Source organism: Antarctobacter jejuensis, assembly GCF_052266595.1.
Lineage (GTDB): Bacteria > Pseudomonadota > Alphaproteobacteria > Rhodobacterales > Rhodobacteraceae > Antarctobacter > Antarctobacter jejuensis.
Genome location: NZ_JBQQXJ010000022.1, coordinates 26,527 through 46,730 on the forward strand (window position 1 = coordinate 26,527; position 20,204 = coordinate 46,730).

At 62.3% G+C, this 20,204-nt stretch carries 15 protein-coding genes, 1 tRNA gene and 1 pseudogene; 3 read left to right on the top strand and 14 right to left on the bottom strand.

Going from position 1 to position 20,204, the window contains the following annotated elements:
- Position 1: 1 nt before the first annotated feature.
- From ACTXGA_RS21990 to ACTXGA_RS22020, 7 genes are all read right to left on the bottom strand, one after another.
- Positions 2–769 carry an SDR family NAD(P)-dependent oxidoreductase gene (locus tag ACTXGA_RS21990; protein WP_443396868.1) on the bottom strand — a complete coding sequence of 256 codons (768 nt, stop codon included), beginning with the start codon at positions 767–769 and terminating at the stop codon, positions 2–4.
- Positions 770–779: 10 nt separating this feature from the next.
- Positions 780–2,231, bottom strand: a complete 1,452-nt coding sequence (locus ACTXGA_RS21995) for an aldehyde dehydrogenase (RefSeq protein WP_443396869.1) — start codon at positions 2,229–2,231, stop codon at positions 780–782.
- 22 nt (positions 2,232–2,253) lie between these two features.
- Positions 2,254–2,964, bottom strand: coding sequence for an ABC transporter ATP-binding protein (locus tag ACTXGA_RS22000; protein ID WP_443396870.1), 711 nt, complete (start codon positions 2,962–2,964; stop codon positions 2,254–2,256).
- Entirely contained in the window at positions 2,957–3,685 is a 729-nt protein-coding gene (locus tag ACTXGA_RS22005) for an ABC transporter ATP-binding protein (RefSeq protein WP_443396871.1), read from the bottom strand. Before ACTXGA_RS22005 ends, ACTXGA_RS22000 begins: the two co-directional genes overlap by 8 nt.
- Positions 3,682–4,596: a branched-chain amino acid ABC transporter permease gene (locus tag ACTXGA_RS22010; RefSeq protein WP_443396872.1), complete on the bottom strand. Its 915-nt coding sequence runs from the start codon at positions 4,594–4,596 to the stop codon at positions 3,682–3,684. Before ACTXGA_RS22010 ends, ACTXGA_RS22005 begins: the two co-directional genes overlap by 4 nt.
- Before the next feature lie 4 nt (positions 4,597–4,600).
- Positions 4,601–5,464 carry a branched-chain amino acid ABC transporter permease gene (locus ACTXGA_RS22015; RefSeq protein WP_443396873.1) on the bottom strand — a complete coding sequence of 288 codons (864 nt, stop codon included), beginning with the start codon at positions 5,462–5,464 and terminating at the stop codon, positions 4,601–4,603.
- 75 nt (positions 5,465–5,539) lie between these two features.
- Positions 5,540–6,781 (bottom strand): amino acid ABC transporter substrate-binding protein, encoded by a 1,242-nt coding sequence (locus tag ACTXGA_RS22020; protein WP_443396874.1) that lies wholly within the window; start codon positions 6,779–6,781, stop codon positions 5,540–5,542.
- 178 nt (positions 6,782–6,959) lie between these two features.
- Between ACTXGA_RS22020 and ACTXGA_RS22025 the strand changes: the two genes are divergently transcribed.
- Positions 6,960–7,817 (top strand): helix-turn-helix domain-containing protein, encoded by an 858-nt coding sequence (locus ACTXGA_RS22025; protein WP_443396875.1) that lies wholly within the window; start codon positions 6,960–6,962, stop codon positions 7,815–7,817.
- 310 nt (positions 7,818–8,127) lie between these two features.
- A complete protein-coding gene (locus ACTXGA_RS22030; RefSeq protein WP_443396876.1) occupies positions 8,128–9,924 on the top strand; it encodes an AMP-binding protein in 1,797 nt (598 codons plus the stop codon).
- A 297-nt stretch (positions 9,925–10,221) separates the two neighbouring features.
- Here the strand turns inward: ACTXGA_RS22030 and ACTXGA_RS22035 are convergent, their stop codons facing one another.
- Positions 10,222–11,103: a hypothetical protein gene (locus ACTXGA_RS22035; RefSeq protein ID WP_443396877.1), complete on the bottom strand. Its 882-nt coding sequence runs from the start codon at positions 11,101–11,103 to the stop codon at positions 10,222–10,224.
- A gap of 307 nt (positions 11,104–11,410) precedes the next feature.
- Between ACTXGA_RS22035 and ACTXGA_RS22040 the strand changes: the two genes are divergently transcribed.
- A tRNA-Thr gene (locus ACTXGA_RS22040) sits at positions 11,411–11,486 on the top strand.
- Positions 11,487–11,996: 510 nt separating this feature from the next.
- On the opposite strand, the gene ACTXGA_RS24485 is transcribed toward ACTXGA_RS22040, so the two are convergent.
- From ACTXGA_RS24485 to ACTXGA_RS22065, 6 genes and pseudogenes are all read right to left on the bottom strand, one after another.
- Positions 11,997–12,074 carry a hypothetical protein gene (locus ACTXGA_RS24485; protein WP_504434222.1) on the bottom strand — a complete coding sequence of 26 codons (78 nt, stop codon included), beginning with the start codon at positions 12,072–12,074 and terminating at the stop codon, positions 11,997–11,999.
- Positions 12,075–12,088: 14 nt separating this feature from the next.
- Positions 12,089–12,280: pseudogene (locus ACTXGA_RS22045) on the bottom strand (transposase domain-containing protein); the annotation flags it as partial.
- Positions 12,281–12,452: 172 nt separating this feature from the next.
- Positions 12,453–15,572 carry a DEAD/DEAH box helicase gene (locus tag ACTXGA_RS22050; protein ID WP_443396878.1) on the bottom strand — a complete coding sequence of 1,040 codons (3,120 nt, stop codon included), beginning with the start codon at positions 15,570–15,572 and terminating at the stop codon, positions 12,453–12,455.
- A complete protein-coding gene (locus ACTXGA_RS22055) occupies positions 15,565–16,902 on the bottom strand; it encodes an EH signature domain-containing protein (protein WP_443396879.1) in 1,338 nt (445 codons plus the stop codon). Before ACTXGA_RS22055 ends, ACTXGA_RS22050 begins: the two co-directional genes overlap by 8 nt.
- Complete coding sequence (locus ACTXGA_RS22060) at positions 16,899–17,993, bottom strand: OmpA/MotB family protein (protein WP_443396880.1); 1,095 nt, start codon at positions 17,991–17,993, stop codon at positions 16,899–16,901. The genes ACTXGA_RS22055 and ACTXGA_RS22060 overlap by 4 nt, the downstream gene beginning before the upstream one ends.
- Positions 17,990–20,056 (bottom strand): anti-phage protein ZorA-like protein, encoded by a 2,067-nt coding sequence (locus tag ACTXGA_RS22065; RefSeq protein ID WP_443396881.1) that lies wholly within the window; start codon positions 20,054–20,056, stop codon positions 17,990–17,992. The genes ACTXGA_RS22060 and ACTXGA_RS22065 overlap by 4 nt, the downstream gene beginning before the upstream one ends.
- Positions 20,057–20,204 lie beyond the last annotated feature (148 nt).

The window sequence follows — 20,204 nt, forward strand, 5'->3', positions numbered from 1 at the left end:
GTCATATCGACATTCCGCCGTCGGCCATCAGCAGGTGGCCGGTGGTGAAACCCGATTGCGCCGAAGCCAGGTACAGCACCGACGCCGCGATTTCCTCGGCGGTGCCGTGGCGTCCCATCGGGATCATCTCATCGAAAAAGGCGGTGCCGTCGCGCCCGATGACATCGCCAAGACCGTCCTCGACCCGTTTCTGAAAGCCGTTGTCGATGGGGCCGGGCGCGATGGCGTTGACCCGGATGCCACGCGGGGCAAGGTCCTTTGCCAAAACGCGCATCAGGCCGGTCAGCGCATGTTTGGCGGTGATATAGGCATAGACACCGGGATCGCCGCGCGTGGCCGCCACGCTGGAGGTCATCACGATGCTGCCCCCGTCGCGCATGTGCGGCACGGCGTGTTTGGCCATCAGGAAAGCCCCGCGCACATGCACCGCCAGAACGCTGTCGAAAACCTCGGTGGGGTAATCCTCGATCGGGGCGACCGTGCCAAAGGTGCCCGCGTTCGAAAACAGCACGTCGATCGCGCCAAAGCGGTCCACCGTGCGGGCAATGGCCCGGCGGACCTGCGCCTCGTCCGTCACATCCGCCGCGAGGCAGAGCACCTCCTTGGCGTGATCGCCAAAGGCCAAGTCGCAGGCCGCATCCAGTCTGGCCAGATCCAGATCGACCAGCGCCAGCCGCGCACCGTGTTGGTGCAAAAGACGCGCCGCCGCCAGCCCAAGCGACCCCGCGCCCCCCGTGATGAGGCAAATCTTTCCATCGAGACCGAACATTCCGGCGACCTCAGATCGGGTAATGCGGCGGGCTGTCCTGGATCGTGATCCAGCGCAGCGTGGTGAACTCCTCGATGGCCGCCGTGCCGCCAAACCGCCCGTAGCCGGAGTCCTTGACCCCGCCAAAGGGCATCTGCGCCTCGTCGTGGACCGTCGGCCCGTTGATGTGGCAGATGCCGCTCTCGATCCGGCGGGCGACGGTCATCGCGCGCACCGTGTCGCGTCCGAAGATGCTGGCCGACAGGCCGTATTCGGTGTCATTGGCCACGCGCACCGCTTCGTCGATGCTGCCCACGCGCACCACCGAAGCCGTCGGGCCAAAGCTCTCTTCGGTGTAGATCCGCATGGACGGCGTGACATGGTCCAGCAGCGTGGCTTCCATCAGGACGCCTTCGGCCTTGCCCCCGGCGACGATCTTGGCGCCCTTGTCCTCGGCGTCGCGGACGAGCCCGAGGATACGGTTGACCGCGCTGCGATCCACGACCGAACCCAGCGGCGTATTGCCCTCGCGCGGGTCGCCCACGGCTAGGCTGCGCACCTTTTCAGCCAGTTTTGCCACAAAGGCGTCGGCGATACTTTCATGCACCACCAGACGCTCGGTCGACATGCAGATCTGCCCCTGGTTCATGTAGGCGCCAAAGGCCGCTGCCGCGACGGCGCGATCAAGATCGGCATCGTCGAGCACGATCATCGGCGCCTTGCCCCCCAGTTCCAGCAGCACGGGCTTGAGATGTTCGGCGGCCAGCTTGGCAATGATCCGCCCCACGCGGGTCGAGCCGGTGAAGTTCACCCGGCGCACCGCCGGATGGGCGATCAGCGCCTCGACGATCTTGCTGGCATCGTCGGGCGCGTTCGAGATGACGTTCAGCACCCCCTTCGGCAGACCGGCTTCCTGCATCGCCTCGACGATCAGCGCATGGGTGCGCGGGCTGAGTTCCGAGGACTTCATCACAACCGTGTTGCCGCAGGCCAGCGGCATCGCGATAGAGCGCACCCCAAGGATCACCGGCGCGTTCCACGGCGCGATGGACAACACCACCCCCGCCGGTTGCCGGATCGCCATGGCCATGGACCCGGGACGGTTCGACGGGATGATCTCGCCCTTGATCATGGTGGTCATCGACGCGGCCTCGCGCAGCATGCCCGCAGCCAGCATCACGTTGAACCCGGCCCAGGCGGCGGTTGCGCCCAGCTCGTCAGCCATGGCGGTGGCAATGTCGCCCTTTCGCGCCTCCAGGCTGTCGGCGGCGGCCATCAGCAGGGCCCGTCGCTGGGCGGGGCCGGTCTCGGACCACTCCGGAAAGGCCTGCGCGGCGGCATCTGCCGCCCGCACCGCATCCTCGACCGTGGCGGCGGCGGCCTCGGTGGCCACGCCCCCGGTCAGCGGGTTGTCTCGGGTAAAGGTTCGCCCGTCCCCGGCGGACACCTTCTCGCCCGCGATCAGAAGTTCAAGAACACTCATGGTCATTCTCCGTGGTCTGAGGTCATGCGGCACCGCCGAGAAAGGCGTTCTGAACCGCTGTGTCTGTCATCAGGTCTTCGGCCCGGCCCGAACCGGTGATGCGCCCCGCCTCCAGCAAGTAGCCGCGGTCCGCATGGCGCAGGCTGATCTTCACGTTCTGCTCGACGATCAGCAGCCCCACGCCGGTCTCGCGCACACGCGCAAGGGCGCGAAAGAGGTCGCCTACGACGATGGGCGCCAGCCCCAGGCTTGGCTCGTCCAGCAGCAGGAAATCGGGTTTCGACATCATGGCGCGGCCCACGGCCACCATCTGCTGTTCGCCGCCGGACATGGTGCGCACCATCTGGCCGCGCCGTTCCGCAAGGCGCGGAAAGATCTCGAAGACCTGCGACAGGGTTTCGCCCTCCGACGCCCGCGCCCGTGCAGGCGTGGCGCCCAGCGACAGGTTCTCTGCGACGGTCATGTGGCCGACCAGCCCGCGCCCCTCCGGTACCAGTGCCAACCCCTGATCCGGCAGCCTGTGCGCCGGCATTCCGCTGAGCGTTTTCTCACCCATCCGCACGGTGCCGCCCGCAGTGGGCACCAGCCCGGCAACCGCCTTCAGCGTCGAGGATTTGCCCGCGCCATTGGCGCCCAGAACCACCACGACCTCGCCCCGGGCCACGGTCAGGCTGACCCCGTCCACCGCAAGGTGCTTGCCATAGCGGACCGTCACGGACTCCAGTTCAAGCATGATCGTCCCCCAGGTATGCCTTGACCACGGAGGGGCGCGACAGCACGTCTTCCGACGCGCCTTCGGCGATCACCTCGCCCGCGCTCATCACGATACAGCGCGAACACAGCGCGCGGACCGCCTCCATGATGTGTTCCACCAGCAGCACGGTCATTCCCTGTCCCTGCAGGTGCCGCACAAGGTCGATCCCGATCTGCAGTTCGGAGGGATTCAGCCCCGCAAGCCATTCGTCCAGCAACAGGATCTCCGGCTCAGAGGCCAGCGCGCGGGCCATCTCCATCCGTTTCTGGTCGATGTAGTTGAGGTTGCCGACCTGTTCGTCGCCGCGTCCTTCCAGCCCGACAAAGGCAAGCTTTTCCTCGGCCAGCGCGCGGGCCTCGCGGCCCCAGTGGCGCTTGTGCCCGAAAGCCAGCGACAGCAGCACGTTCTCGCCCACCGTCAGCGTCGGCAGTGGCCGCACCAACTGAAAGGTCCTGGCGACGCCATGTTTCGCAACGCGATGCGGCTTCATCCGCGTGATGTCGGTCTGCCCGACCTTCACCGTGCCGCCATCGCAGGGCAACGCACCGGAGATCATGTTCATCACCGTCGTCTTGCCCGATCCGTTGGGCCCCAGCAGGCCGACGACCTCGCCGGGGGCCAGGGTAAAGGACACGTCCCGGACCGCGATCAATCCGCCAAAACGCTTGTGAAGGTTGCTCAGTTGAAGCGACGCGCTCATGCCCGGCCTCCCCTGCGCAGGTCGTCCAGCTTGGCCAGCACGCCGTTCGGCATGACAAAGACGATGAGGATGAACAACAGCCCCAGAATGATCGAGAAATGGTCGGGAAAGCTGACCGAGAGCCATTCAAACAGCAGGAACAGCGGGATCGCCCCAACCAGCGGCCCCCAGAGCCGCATCGCTCCGCCCAGCAAGGCCATGATCAGGGTCATGAAGGAAACCGTCGGATTGAACACGATCGAAGGCTCGATATAGGTCCATCGCGGGGCTTGGATCGCCCCCACCAGCGTGATGAGCGTGGACGAGATGACAAAGAGCATCAGCTTGATCCGCGTCACGTCGATGCCGGCGTGGGCGGCCACGGTTTCGTCGTCTCCGATGGCCTTCAGTGCAAGGCCCAGCCGCGACCGCCCGATCGCCCAGGAGATCAGCAGCGTGATGGTGGCCAGCGCCAGAAGCTGCCAGTAGATGTGCCGCCCTTCGAAGGGCAGGAAAACGTAGCGCCCCATCGTATAGGTCACGTTGACCTCCCACCAACTGACGGTCTGGCGCACCAGTTCGGCCAGACCGAAGGTGAAGATGACGAAATAGACCCCGGCAAGGCGCAGTGTGGACAGGCCGACCACCAGCGCCATGCACGCCCCGATGGCGGCAGCACTCAGCAGGACCAGCGGATAGGGCAGGCTCTCATTCAGAACCGCCGTCGTGTAGGCCCCGACGCCGAAAAAGGCGACCGTGGCGAGCGAGACATAACGGGTTGGTCCAGAAAACAGCGCCCAGGCGGTGGCAAGCGTGACATAGCCGGTCATGCCCAGCAGGACGCCGGTCCAGTAGTCGGGAATAAACAGCGGCGCGGCGGCGAGCACGGCCAGAACGATCGCGGACAGCAGGAAGGCGTGTGAGGTCTTCATCGCGTCACGCCTTTCCGAACAGGCCGTTCGGCCGGACCAGCAGCAGCGCAAGGAAGACGGTATAGACCGCGGCCAGCGTCAGTCCGGGATCCACGTAGGCGGCGACAAAGGTTTCCACGAGACCAAGCAACAGCCCGGCCACGATCGCGCCCGGCACGCTGCCCTTGCCGCCAAGGATGACAACGATCAGCGCCTTCATGGTAAAGACGACACCGCCCGTCGCCGTGAAGGTCTGGAACATCGACAAAACCACACCCCCGGTGGCGGCCAGCGCTCCGCCGATGGCAAAGGCGGTGCGGGCCGTGCGGTCCGTGTCTATCCCAAAGAGCGGCGCACTCTGCGGGGCCAGCGCCACGGCGCGCATGATCATGCCCCAGCGGGTGCGGAACAGGATCACGATCAGGACCGCGCCGATGCCGATGCTAAGCGCCAGCGCCAGCAGCCGGTTCGCCGCAACCACAGTGCCAAGCACGTTCACGGGCGTGTTGAGATAGCTGTAACTTGTGTATCCGCCGCCAAAAAGGGTCAGCAGAACGCCCTGTATCACGAACAGCAAACCAAAGGTGACGAGGATGCTGTCCACCTCCAGCGCGCCTTCGTTCGGCGCGCGGTCCACCAGGGGTTTCATGATGACCCGGTAGACGATCAGGCTCAGCGTGTAGCCCGCCGGGACCATGATCAGCAGGGCGACGAGCGGCCCAAGGTTCAGCGCGGTGAACAGCAGATAGGTGGCAAAGCAAGCCGCGATGATGGTGTCGCCGAAGCTGAGGTTCATGATCCGGGCGATGCCGTACTGGATGGTCAGCCCCATGGCGACAAGCGCATAGGTGCCGCCGAGCACGAGCCCGTTGACGACGTGTTCTAACATGTGATGGTCCGGTTCGTTCCAGGTGGGGCAGGGCGGCGCAGAACCGCCCTGCCGGGTTCGGGGGCTGACCTCGGCTTATTGCCAGTCAGGCTTGGGCAGTTGGACCTTGGCAGTTCCGTCGCCGCCGTCCGGCGACACGGCCACGAACTGCCCGTCCTGCCATTGGCCGACCCAGTTGATCGCGCGCAACTGGTTGTCTTCCAGACGGGTTTCCGCGCCAAGCACGGTCGAGAAGGTGCCCGTGGACAGCTCTTTGGCCACAGCAGCCTTGTCCAGCCCGGCCCGTTCGATCGCCTGCCCCAGCATCTGCAAGGACGCGTAGATCAGAACCGACCCCCAGTAATCCGGGGCGCGCCCTATGATTTCCTCGTGTTTTGCACGGTAGGCCGCGTTCAGGGCGTTGTCCGGGTCGATGCCGCCCAGGCTCATGACCCCTTCGACCGAGCCGCCCGCGATGCCCGGGTAAATCGGAAAACCCGCGCCAACGCCAAGGTAGAAGACCGGCGGATTGAAGCTGGCGACCTTGGCCTGCTTGGTCAGGGCGAAGGTGTGCGGCGGATAGCTGAACGCCACGAAGGTATCCGCCTGCGCATTCGCCGCCTCGCCGAGGATGGTCGCGAAATCCGATGTCTCGGGCGGAAAGGTCTTGTCGTAGCTGACGTCAAAACCGGCCTCTTCGAACGCCGGACGCGCGGCCTTCACCAGGTCGATGCCAAAACCGTCCGCAACCGAGATCATGGCGATCTTGTCGTTGATCGTCCCGGCCTCACGCTGCGCGACGAGGATCTCGGTCAGCGCGTCCACGTAGTCGGCGCTACCGCCCATGAACCAAAAGCTGGTGTCCCAGCGCTTGACGAAATCGGGCGCCTTGTCCGTCACGGCCGCCCCCGCAAGATGCGGATAGCCGAACTTGGCCATCAAAGGCGCCACGGCAAGGTTGAACCCGGTGCCCCAAGGCGGAAGGATGAAATCCACCTCGTCCTGCGTGGCAAGCCGCTCGACCGCCCGGACGACTTCCTCTGCCGAGGACCTGTCGTCATAGGCGATCACCTTGATCATCTTTCGGCTGCCGTCGGGCAGGGTCAGCCCGCCCGCGGCATTCACTTCCTTGACCCACAATTCGTAGTTTGGCGTCACGGTCATATCGGATCCGCCCGCGTTCGGCCCGGATTTCGATACCGCATAGCCGATGGTCACCGTGTCGGCGTCCTGTGCCAGAGTGCCGGTAACGCTGCTCGCGACCAGAAGCGCCGCCGTGGCGGTACGGATCGACAGGCGGCGGACCGCGCGCGCGGTCTCCGCAAATTCAAGTTTCATGGTTTTCCTCCCGGTTGTAGCGAGCGCTATGGCCAGAGATGCAGCGCCCTCGGCCTCTCGCGTCCTCCACGCCGGGCCGTGTCAAAGACGCTACGACGGGCGCTGCGATGCCTGAATAGACGTTTTGTGGAAATAATGGTACTTTTGACGGATTGCGGTCACGCGGGCGGAGGAACCCTTGGCAAGACAGTCTGTCCAGGCGGAACGCATCAAGAGCGCTCTGACCAATATCGAATACGCAACCTCGGGAGAGCGCGCCGTCCTGCTGTTGCTGCTGGCGGGCCGGGGCGCTTTCTCTTCCGACGAGGTGGAACGGGAGGTCATGGGTCCCTGCCTGATCTGGGCCCCGACAGGCTGGTCGACGCGCATCGCGCTGGCCGCCGGCGCGCGCGGATACCTCGTGCGGATGCCTGAACGTGCGCTGGGGCGTGCCCTGCCAACCGACGCGCTGTCAGCCCATGTGCGGCAGGTCGTCAGCCGTCGGATCTTTCTTTCGGAGCTGTCGCCCGAGATGATCGCCTCCGTCGCCACCATGTTCGAAAAGATAGAGGCCGAACTGCGCAACGCGGCGCCCGGCAGCGAAACCGCCCTGCATCATTGCATTTCCCTGCTGCTGATCGACATCTGGCGCGCGGCCGCGCCGCCACGCCTGACCACCGAACAGCAACCGCATCGCCTGTCCGACAGGTTCCTCAGCCTGGTTGAACTGCATCTGCAAAATCACTGGACCATCGCGGAATATGCCCGCCGCATCGGTGTCTCCAGGGATCGGCTCAATTCGGCTGTGCGCAACGCCATCGGTGTTCCCCCGCACGCCCATATCCAGCGCAGGTTGATGGAAGAGGCAAAGGCCCTTCTCGTCACGACAAACCTTCCCGTGTCCGAGGTGTGCTACCGGCTGGGTTTCAACGATGCGGCCTATTTCACGCGCTTTTTCCGGCGCCATGAAAGCCTTGCCCCGGCGCAGTTTCGCAGAACCTACACGCCTCTCTATCAAACTCGCACGCAGGAGGTCTCCTTCGCGGACTGGCCATAGACCTTTGGGGCGGAATGTCGGGCCTGTTGGCCGTCGCGAAACACCTCATGGTCCCGGCCTCGTGGCAGCGTCACGACCACCATGTGGGCGGAGTCGAATTGCAGGAGGTACGGTCTGATTTCTGTCCCGAAATGCCCCCTGAGAACTCTCAAAAACAGCGCCACGGCCTGATAGGTCTGTCGGCGGACAGGTGGTTTGTCACCTTTCGGTGCAAAACATCCGTGACATCAGGGGGCAGTGAAATCTACCGTGACGGCCAGCATGTGCGGTTGGTCTTGGGAGGGTCTTCGGTGTGTCGAGGTTAAGCGGAATGGCCAGTCTCAAGGCGCTTGAGGCGCGCGGCTTCGACGCGGTTTACCCGCAGAAATCTCCCTGGGAAATCCTGAAACATCAGGCTCAGCAAAGACCGGAGGCAATCGCGATCCGCTATCTGCACGATGCCCGTGACGCGGATCGGGATGAAAACGTCAGCTATGCTTCCTTCGCAGAGCGCATCATGGGGGCGGCGCGCCTTTTTCGCAGCAGTGGTGTAACGCCGGACCGTTCCGTGGCGCTGCTGACGCAGCACACGGTGAGCGGGCAGGCGGCCCTGTGGGGGGCACAGATTGCCGGATGCGCCTGCCCCATCAATCCTTTGTTGAGGCCCGATCACATAGCGGCCCTCATCAGGGCATCGAATGCCGCAGCCGTGGTGATTATGGGCGTCAACGAAGAGATGGACTATTGGTCGGCCCTTGTTCCAGAACTGCGCGCCGAGGGGATCGACCTGCCGATTTTTGCCTGCGATGCGGATGCGGACAGCCCCGGATCGGACGGCACATTCGAAGATCTGACAGCGGTGCCCGGTGACACACTTGTCCCGGCCGGGGACCAGACGTCATTCGCCGCGTTCTACCACACCGGCGGAACCACCGGAGCGCCCAAGCTGGTTCGCCACACCCGCCTGAACGAAGCCCATGTCGCCCGCTCCTGCGCGTTGATGCACGATCTGCAGCCCGACGACGTGATGCTCAACGGTTTTCCGCTGTTCCATGTCGCCGGAGCTTTCGTCTTTGGTCTGTCGACCCTGTCCGCCGGCGGCACACTTGTGGTTCCGGGGCGGCTCGGGATGCGCAATTCTCACTTCATGGGGTCGTTCTGGCAGCAGGTGGAACGATTGGGCGTGACCGTGGTGGGGGCCGTGCCGACGCTTCTTGCGGCGATCAAGGGCAGGGCGGTCGACGCCGACATTTCCTCCCTGCGCCTCCTTCTGACCGGCGGGTCGCCGTTGCCGACCGAACTGGCTGATGCCGTCGAAGGACACACCAAGGTGCCGGTCCGCAATATCCTGGGCATGACTGAAAGCGGGGGCGCCATCGCCGTCGAGCCTGCGCACGGCCCCCGCACGCCGTTGTCCTGTGGCCTGCGACTGCCATTCACCGAGGTGGCCATTCTGGGTGAAACGGATGCCGAGGCCGACCCGGACAAGGTTCTGCCAGCTGGCGCGACAGGCATCGTTGCGACGCGCGGACCCAACGTGGCCGCCGGTTACACCGACGAGACCAGAAACGCGGGCACCTTTGCGCGGGACGGCTGGCTCATCTCGGGCGATCTTGGCACCCTCGACGCGGAGGGGCGACTGTTCATCACCGGGCGCAAGAAAGACGTCATCATTCGCGGCGCGCATAATATCGATCCTCAAATGATCGAGGACGCCCTGCTGGCCCATCCGCATGTCGAAACGGCTGCGGCTGTCGGTATGCCCGATGCCTACGCCGGTGAACTGCCCGTGGCCTTCATCGCGACCCGGAACAACTGGCACCCCGACCAGGCCGAACTTCTGGCCTTTCTGAAGGGGCGGATCGAAGACCCTGTTGCCATGCCAAAGCGCATCGAACGGGTGGACACCATGCCGCTCACAGCCATCGGAAAGATATTCAAGCCTGCACTCCGCGCGGAGGCGACACGCTGGGCCATTCAGTCCGTTGCAGACAGGATAGATGCTCCGGTCAAGATCGAGGTCGGCGAAGGATTGAACGTGCGCGTTTGTACCTCCGCAGCGAAGCTGTCTCGACTGAAGGACGAACTCACGGGTATGCCAATCGTCTTCTCGGTCGACGCCAAGTAGACAGTGACCGCAAATGCGTGTCGGGCTGCTTTTGGGGCAGGGGTTGTCCCTGCCGGATCGCATCAGCCAAGGTGCTTTAGCGCGGTGCTGCCAGTGACCTTTTCAACCGCTGCTGCACGAGATCGCACAGAGTTTTTTGCGGTCAGATTGGCCCGAAACGGGCATTCCCTTGCGGGCGATCGCGTGGTTTCTGGCGGGCGCAAATCCTGACGAAAGGTAAATTCGGCTCTGTAACCCCTTGATTCTGCATTCCCCCTAAGCTGTCCACGCGTGGACACCATTGCCGGGGGCCCCAGATCACGGTGTCAACAGCCGCACCCCCTCCATCCCCGCGATGACCTCCAGATCCTCTTCGTAGAGCTCGGTCAGCATGTCCACATAGGGCCCGTCCCAGCCGTCCAGATCCAGTTCCTGCTCGATCTCCTCCTCAAGGCCGTATTTATCCAGAAAGGCCATCATCACCCGCCGTTTCTGGCCCTCTGTGATGGTCGGATTTTCCTTGAGAAACGCGCGGAACCGCTGCATCCCCTCGCGTGAGATGATCTGGGAATACAGGTCGAAGGCCCCGATGATCTTGCGGCTGAGCGCGATGCCTCCCATCTCGCGGATGATCTGCCCCCAAAGGAATGGTGTATCCTCGTTGCACCAGATCGTGACGGGCACCTCAGGCACATCAGTCCGGATGCGCCGGATCAGATCAGACCAGCGGAACTGCATCGGATCCACCCCGGCCATGAACTCGGAAAAATCCACATGCGGCGTGGCATCAAAAGCGGCCGGCAGAAAGCTCGCCGGATCGCGCACCCCCATGAAAAGCGACACCTCGTCCTCGGCGAAGATCTCGGCAAAACTGCGCAACCGCGCCTCGGCGCGCCGATAGGCAAGGCCGCCCTGCATCATCAGCTTGGGCACCGAAAAGAAATTGCCGTTCGACAGAACAAGGCGCGAAATCTGCCCGGGGTCCTCGTGCAGGATCGCGTCCAGCAATACCTCCCGCGTATCCGACCCCGGCGTCCCGCCGCGCAGCTTGTTCAGCGCCTCGGTCAGCAGGGTACGATATTTCGACGGACCCGGAATCGCCACGCCTTCATGCCGCCACGCCTCGGCATTGCGCAGGAGGCATTTCAGGAGGCGATCGTCGTCGGTGCAGTGGACGCCTGTGTGGAGGATGACCTGCATGGGATGTGTCAGTTTCTTGGCTCGATTGATGCCAGTATACCCGGCTTGTCCCTCAGGGAAACCGCGCAATTCCCGTGCCTGACCGGGGCGCTGCCGGATTAGGACGCGCTACACCGGCTTGCTTGGCGAACCCCGCCATGCCCCGCCGATTTTTGTGCGAAAGACACAGGTCTTGCGTCGACTACGCGCCTTGTCAAACGGGGTCATTTTTGAGGCTCTCCGCTGAAAAACGGGTCTTCCTTTACCTGCCAAGACAAGCTAAACCCCATCCCACCGTTCGCCCGGCCCAAGCCGAGCGAACCACGGTGCCCCTATAGCTCAGCTGGTAGAGCAACTGATTTGTAATCAGTAGGTCCGCGGTTCGAGTCCGTGTGGGGGCACCATAGTCAAGCCTGGAAATCAAAGAAATGCAGGTTTTCCTGAGGTTTCCTGTGATTTTGCCCCACGAAACTGCCACACAACTTGTCCCACATGACCAGAATCGCAGCCGCTGGACGCGTGCAAGCACGGGCATTGGCTCTCTCCTAATCCTGTACTTCAATTCAGCTGTAGCCATGCTGCTCTGCTCCGGATTTGCAATTCCGAGAGGGGATATTTCTCCCTCAGCCGCATGATGACATCGCAAATGTCTTGCTCGGGACCAAACGTACCAGGATAGTTTCTGAGTCGGCGTTCGAGGGCGATTTGCGGCGCACAACGCGAGCTTGGCTTATCCCGCATGGCGAAACCTCCCAAAGAGATCACTGACTCGTGCGCCGTGCCACCGCCCCATGTCAGAAGCGACAAAAAATTGTTCGCGCCCTGTATTGTCGAGCGCCGAAGGCGTTTGGTCTGCGAGAAAACGATGGATATCGGGCAGGGCGCCTTCCACAGCATCGTAACCGGTGTTCCGATCACACCTTGACGGGATAGTTCCACGGAAGGAGATCAGCGATCTGGCTCTGTGGATGACCGTCTGCAATGGCGGTCAACGTTTTGGCCAGCCATCGGCTGCCTCTTCGGCATGAACCGCGGCGATCGCCGTCTCCTGATCCTCCAACGCCAGTTCGAACTGGTCCGGAGCACTTATCTCTGATTTCCGGCCGAAGAACGCTTGCCGGAAGGCGGCGGCCAGTTTCTCCAATCGCTCGATGCGGTCGTCCTTGCGCAGGTTGGCCGCACTCCACAAGTCGGGCAAGCCCCACGACGGTACCGCTGCCCTTTCGGATCAGTCCGAACCATCCGCGAACACAGGTAGGGCGACACCGCATTTCCCAGTCCTTGCGGCCGGCGAGAATGTGGCTGATCCAGGGATCGGCAATGACAAGGCCGCGGGTGACGTTCATCTGTTTCCTCTTTCGACAAGTCGTTCAGGCAAGCTCGTATGATCCGTCCGTGTTCGGCTTTGGCGTGGGCAAGCCGTCGCGGTGGAACTGTTCGGTCATGCTATCGGCAATGACAGCATGCTGGCCGCGAGATGTGGCAGCGACGGCTTCGGTCAGGGAAGAGACTTCCGCCCCGCTGTCACCCATCGGCCAAAGCGCCTGTTCCGCAAGCTTGCGTTTGCGCTGCATCAGGCTTTGCAAAAGGCTGTCGAAGCTTTGGGCTCCAAGTTCGGGATGCAATGCCATCGGAACGTGGATCGAGACAGGGCGCGTCTGACCGATCCTGTGGACTCGGTCGTTGCACTGCTCTTCGACAGCCGGGTTCCACCAGCGCGACAAGTGGATGACATGGGTGGCGGCCGTTAAGGTCAGGCCCGTACCGGCGGATTTCGGGCCAAGGATCAGCATGTCGAACCCACCATCGGACTGCAGATGGCGTTGGAAACGGTTGACGATCTCTTGACGTCGGGGGATCGGCGTGTCGCCGTTGATCACGTCGATCTGCTCAAGGCCGAACATGTGGCGCACAATCTCGGCAAAGCGGAACTGCATGTCACGATGTTCAATGAAGACCAGCACGCGTTCGCCCGCGGCCTTGATCCTGTGCAGGATCTCGACAACCGCATCAAGCCTGGCGCTTTGTGAGATGAATTCGTCGGGTGGCACCGCCTCGGTCGCACCGGGGTGTACCGAAACGGAGCGGATGTGGTGCAGCATCTTGAGAGCCGCACCTGGCCCGCCATTCGCCAGTTTCAGTTGTGCAAGGTCGTAAGCCTCTGCCTGGACCTTTGGCATCAGGCGTGGATGCAGCAAACGGCGCTTTTTCGGCAGATCGCGAGCCACCTCATCCTTCAGGCGGCGTAACCCAAGCGGCGGGACAGCGCCGCGCGGCTTGAACACCCGGGCGTGCAACTCTGCCATGTTGCCGGCGTCGGGGACAGCGTAGCGTTCCTTGAACTCCGCGCCGGAACCAAGGCATCCCGGCGCGATGCGATCCATGATTGTCCAGAGATCGATGGCGGCATTTTCGATGGGCGTGCCGGTCAGGCCGATGCGGAAGTCGGCATTCATTGCTTCGACGGCCTTGGAGGCAAGCGTGGCGCGGTTCTTGATATTCTGGATCTCGTCCATGACCATTGCCGCGAACGGCACCTTTCCAAGTGAATGCTGGTAGTTGGCGAGGGTCGTGTAGGTGGTCAGCAGCCAGTAGCGATGTGCGCGGCCATCCTCGAACGCCTCATCGAGCCAGTCGAAGTCAAGTTGCGGCAGGCCGGTTTGCGTTTCGGTCCCGCGTGCGTCGCGTCGTTTCTGCGAGCCAAGCGAGCTTCCGTAAAGGCGAACAAGCGTGCCGAAACCGCGTGCCTTCACATGGGTTTCCACCTCCTGCTCCCAGTTTCGCAGCAACGAGGTAGGCGCAACGATCAGGATCGGACCGCGGATCTTTGCCTCGGGCTGCTTCATATGCTCTTTGAGCCAAGTGAGGAAGGCGATCGTCTGAAGTGTCTTGCCCAGGCCCTGTTCGTCAGCGTTCAGAATGCCGGGCAGGCCAGATTTCCATGCGGTCAAGGCCCAGTCAAAACTGGCCTGTTGGTGCTCATGCAACGGTGTTCGAATTGCCGGAGGCAAGGTGACGGGGATGCTTGGCGCTCTTGGCTGAAGCTGTGCCTCCCAGGAAAGGTCCTCGTAGTTGTCGAGTATATCGAGGATGATCGGACCGCTCTTTTCGGGAAGCTCTTCCTGATCGTATTCTTTTGAGGCGGCTTCCCTTTCGCGCCGTTCGATCTCCCCTTCGATGGCCGCAAGGCGGGCAGGGGTGACGGCCACCTCTTGCTCGGCAATCCAGGCTGTGGCAACCGTGCCCGTCTCCAGCGCTGCAGCCATGTGATCGCGCAAGGCTTGCAGGTCTGGCTGTGGCATCTTCTGGATCGCCTCTGCCAGGTGTTGGGCGAAGGCTTCGGGAAGCCACGTGGTGCCGCTTCCTTCGATGGCGTCCTGCGGGCGTTCGTAGACGACGACGCCGGTCACCCGCTCGGAATATTCCCGGCTTTCGATGAAGGCAGGGTCGGCGATGGCTTCGACCATTTCGGCCTGCTCGGCATCATTCAGCCCGTCAAAGGCGCCGGAGCTTTCCAGATGACGGTTGACGGCCTCGGTGATGAAGGCCCGAGGGTTCTCGATGAAGGCGCGGCGCTCCTCTCGCGGGGCTTTCTGCGCACGAGCCATTTCCTCGAGAACCGGTGCGGCGCCCCGGTCGATGACGAGGTAGGAATTGTTGCCAAGCTGATAGGCGGGACGCGCCCCGCGTGCATGCAGACGATGTTGAAAGACCGCAAGCGACTCGCCTGTCAATTCGGCATTGGATTCCGAGATCTCGCCGGTCACCCCGTCGCTGTCCAGCCGCTCGGCAGAATAGGGAACGACCTCGAACTGTCCGAGGGTTAGATCCGGCGCGATCGAAAAGCGGTCGGCGATGCGTACCTCGAGCTCGCGCAGGAACGCCGTCATCGAAAGCCCGGCCATTTCCCGGTTTTCGGGCATCTCGGTCTCGATCACGTCCTCGGGTTCGATGGCCCGACGGAATTCGGCGAGGGCGCGCCAATGGTCTTCCACCGGTTGGGAAGCATCGAAGGTATCGGCCAGATCGAGCGCCCGTTTCATCCAGAGCGGAATGCGCCGCGGACCGTCGACTGTCTTGAGGATGGCACCGGTGCGTTTCGGGTTCTCCCTCCGTCCGTGGCGGGACCACTCATAGGACAGGCGGAAATCAGGACGTCCGAGCACCCCCGTCACGTCGGTCTTGAGCAAGAGATCAACAGCCCGCGGCAGTCCGAGCGTGTCGGCCGCCTGTGCAGACAGACTGGCCGCGGCGTCATGGCTGATGCGCATGTGGTCCGGTGCGACAGTGACCTCTTCGGGATGGCTGTCGCCCCAGGCGCGCAGGTCGCCGATGGCAAACAGAAGATCGCGGTCTTCAGGTGACAGTTCGGTGAAGCTCCGCGCTGTCGGTTTGGCCATTAGCCGGGAGAAGAGCCCGTGTTTCCGGTCGGGAAAGCGGATCTCGATGGCATCTTCGGTGATGTTGTGGATGGGAGCAGTATCAGACATGTTTCTCAACCCAAACTTCCCATTTATGGATCGGCCAATGCGTTTTGGATAGCGGCGAATTCCTCATGATATCATCGCAGTAGTATTCGCGCTGGTAGAGCTTGGGGGCACGCCGGTCATCTTCGCGAAAAATGTGCGTCTTGTAGCTGTGGCAGCCATCCACAACGATCTTGTTGCCGATCCGCATGATCAGCAGCGACGTACTTCCACCGCGGTCGAGCTGTCGGCCGAAGCGGCGGTTCATGTCGGTTTTCCCGCTCCGGACCAGATTCGCTTGCGCATAGCGCCGCGCACCGGACCCGAAGGCAACCCATGCTTCGTCAATCATCTTGTCTTCGTAAAGCTTCAGCCAGAAATCCCTGCGTGGTGGCCACATGTGGCTGTCCTGCGTCGCAGTCACCATATCGCAGAAGAACTTCATGTCCTGGTGCGTAAGCCACCGCAGCAGCACCGCTTTCAGGGCGGGGTCGAACCCCGCCCAGATCCCGCCGGTGTGGAGCCGCGGATCACCCCATGCGGCAATTATCGCCTCGGAGAGCTCGTTGCGCAGCGCATCCGGCGGCGTGCGGTCTCGCCAAACAGACAGTAGGGCTTCGACACCTATGCCGGCACCGGTTTGAAGCGTCGGACCATTCTCCGGGGTCAGCCAGTTGAAGAGCTTTTGCCTTGCCTCCGGTTCGGCCAGATCTGGTTCGAGCCGCTCGATGAAGGTGTTGTGGGCGGCCTTGGCCAGACCTGACGAATGCGGGTTGCTCAACCCGATGGCTTTCAGACGGTCATAAGGGGCCTCAGTATCGAGCATGATCCGTGCCAAATCCAGCGGGGCGGCATCCGGCCTGAACAAGGCGGGCAGCGCCTTGGTCAACCTCGCATTCCTGCCGCCAAGCTCGTCCATGCGTGGCCCCAATGCCTTTGCCAGGAATCGGGTGTGGTCGGCTCCGGGTACGAAGCTGTCGATATAGACGCCGACCATCCCGTCGAGAAAGGCTCCGGGCTCGCGCGTTGCGATCTCGGAGAGGTAGAATTCGCGTACTGGTGAGAACTCGGGCCGCGTTCTTCGATCGTCGTCGAAAACAGCGACGGCGGCCGAAACCACCCGTTGCGTGGTGATGCCTGTCCATTCCCAGTTCGTGATTCTGCTCAGCATCTCCCGGGCGAGCTTTTCGCGGTCGCGATCCTCTGGCGTCTTCATGACGTCCGGCCATTGGGCCACGATGCCTTCGACAGAGCGACGAATCTGGTCAAGCGGGGGCAGGGCGCGCGTGCGCAGAGAGGCAATTCGCCCGATCAGGTCGCGCGTGCTGGGGTGATTTGTGCGCGTCTCGTTCACGGTCGGTCCCCGACGGACTGAAGGGCTTCACGAATGAGCGCGATGCCGTCGGTATCCTGTGGTGTTACCATGATGAACCGAAGATCGATGCGGCGATTGGTGGCCCGGCCAGATGGGGTATCATTCGTCGTCACCGGGCGGTCCGGCCCGTAGGCCGCAACGGACAACACGGGTTGCCGTTTCAGGTTCAGGTGTTGCATGACGCCCGCGGCAGCCTCGGTCATGGCAAAGAAAGTACTGTTGGCACGCGCGGCCGACAGGTTCCGGTTGACCCGGTCCGTCCCGACATTGTCGGTATGGCCTTCGATCTGGACCGCCTCGATCATGACAAAGCCCGGATTGCAATCGGTATCAAACGTCGATTTCGGACCAAGCGTAAAACAGGGCAGCACTTCATCCAGACGTTGAGCGAGACGAGACACAATTGCCGACTTGTCCCTCGTAAGGTTGGACCGACCGGAGGCGAAAAGCCCTTCGCCCTGAAACCTGAGCGCGTCACTTTCTTCGCTGAGTTCGACCTGCAGGTCCGGGAAATCTGCGCGGATGGCGTCGCGCAGGCGGGTCAACACTTCTCGGCGCACGCTTGACACCCGGGCCAGATAGGCTTCCAGCGGATCAACTTTCCGCAGCTCCGCCAATTGGGCCTCAAGCTCCACGATACGGGCGTCCTGGCGTGAAAGCTTCTCGCGAAGCGTGGCAAGAATGTTCTCGAGTTCGGCAATCCGAACTCGGGCGTTTTCCAATGCCTTGGCGAATTGGTCCCGCTCGCCCTCCAACGCCGTCACTTGCTGCTGCAAGTCTGCCTTTTCCAGGCGAAGCTGCTTCAGGAGCGTTTCAAGCTCGATAATGCGTTCAGCGCGTGTCTCGGCCTTTGCCTGCCACGCGTCACGGTCACGTTCGAATGCGTCTCTTTGAGCGACAACCTGGTCGTATTCGGTTTTCGACACGGCGTCGGGATCACGAATCTGGCTTGCGAAGAAAGCCAGCAGGATCATCATGATGAACAGGAAGCCTACTGTCATGTCGGTCATCGACACAAAGGCGCTTTCTTCCTCTTCCTCGTGGCGGACCTGCTTTGCCTGTGCCCTCATGAAAGGCCTCGCCTTTGGGCGGGAATGAACTGCTCCGCCTGCTCGACAACGCCCTTGAGGGTGTCCAGACCGGGCGCAAGCGTATCGCGCATCTGGCCGACGTGATCTTGGGCGGTGCCAAGCGCGGCCTCGAGTTGCGCGTTGTACTGCGTCAACGCGCGTCCCAGCATTTCGTCGATCTGGTCAAGTTTCTCGGCTTCAGAAGACAGTTGCGCCATGGCGGCGTGTGTTGCCTCGAGAGACCGGCGGATGCCTTCGCGTTCGTTACCAAGCGCTGTCTGCGCTGCATCCAGCACATGTGCCGCTTTCTCGGCAACCGAGGCGGAGTTCTGCATCAGCGTCTCCGAGGTTGTTTCGACCAGATCTCCGATGCGGCGCAGCGTTGTTTCGATCCTTTCCTGCGAGGCGCGGATCGGTTCGGCGGCGGACAACAGGCTCTGGCTGGCCGACCTGAACCCGTCCGACGCGCCCTGGATCGCATCTGCACCCGAGTTCATACCTTGCGCTGCCGACTGCGCGCCGCTGGCACCACGCTGAACGGCCTCCGCCATGCTTTCAAGCTGCTGGCTGACCGCCTCAAGACGGGACAGGAGTTCTTCCCCGATAATACCGCCCATTTCGGCGCCCAGCCGGGCTATATCGGCACTGGTCTGATTGAAGCTCTCAAGCAAAGATTTTCCGGCGCCGTGGATCGCCTGTCCGGCCTCCTCGCTGCTGGCAGCCATCCGGTCCCGCGCTGCCTTGGCGCTTTCCTCGCTGGCGCTTGACAGCGCATCACGGAAACCCTCGGCCGCGGTGCGCATCTCTTCTGCAGCGTTGCGCATGGCTTCTGCACCCTGACCGGTGTTGTCACGAATGCCCGCAAGGGTGTCATTCATCACCGAAAGAAGCCGATCGGCGCCTTCGGTCATGGTCGCCGAGGCGGTGCGCCCGCTGTCTGCGACTTCGGCCCGCATTTCCGACATGGCGCGTGCCATCTGATCCAGCGCGTCACGAAGGCCATTCCCCGCCTGATTGTTGGTTTCGCCCATGCGATCAACCATCACGCCGATGCGATCCGTCGCCTCGCCAAGGGATTCACTGGCGCGAGTGAGTGCATTGCCGACAGAGTGTGACAGCTGGTCGGACAGGTCGCCGACAAGGCCTTCCATGTTGCTTGTCCCCATCGCGGACACCCGGTCAAAGATCGGATCCATCCGGTCGGCGATGGCACCGGTGATCTTTTCAGGAAGAGCCTCAAGTGGTTTTTGCAGCTCGGCGACCATGCCGTAACCGATTTCGCGCAGATGCTCGCGCTGTTCGGTCGCAGCACGCAACTGCCGTATGCCGATATCCTCGAGGCTGACAAAGACAAGTCGGCGTTCAATACCGGCGCACAACCGGTTCAGAGCATGGTCGATCCTGTTCTGACGCGCACGCAGCAGGACAGTAAAGGCAATGGAGCAAAGCAGACCCACCAGAGACATGACGAACTTGGCCGAAGCGATCTGCATGAAATCACGCATTGCCTGATCCATGCCGGTGCCACCGGACGCGTTCATGGATTGCGAAAATTGATGCAGAGCCGCCACCAGCCCAAGGAAGGTGAGAAAGAGACCGGCCGAAACAAATGTATTGGGCAGAATGCGAAACAGCCCCGAGCCGAATCCCAGGTCCTCGACATTCAGGAAAGAAGAGGGTCGGATCGAGTTGCGCAACCTTGCCGGGTCATCGTCGATATCGTCGAGAACGAGCGTTTCACTGAATTCGTCCCAGGCCTCCCAGACCGCATGTCTCGGCCCATTGCCTCGATGACCTTCCTTCAGATTGTGCTGAAATTCCGGATATCCTTCTGCGAAACTCTCGATTCCGTCAAAGGAACGCACGCGTTGATCAAGATCGCGAACGGCTCTTAACTGGCGAAAGGTCCGAAGATAGTAGGCCACTCCGAAGACAATGGTCGCAATGATGAGCAGGGCTGCGATCAGACCGGGACGGCTGTCCGACAATGTCAGGTACTCAGCCCCAGAAATGATCTTGTTTTTCAATTCAAGACCAAAATCATCCACGATTTCTTGCCACATGTCGGCCTCCTGATCTGGTGCCGCTTTTCGCGGTCTTCGAGGTAATGGCTACGCCTTCGATCGGTCGAGCTCAAGCGTTGCGGGTTTCCGATAATATTTTTTCATCAACAATACGAGTTGACTGTTGTCGTCATTCCAAGTGAAGGAA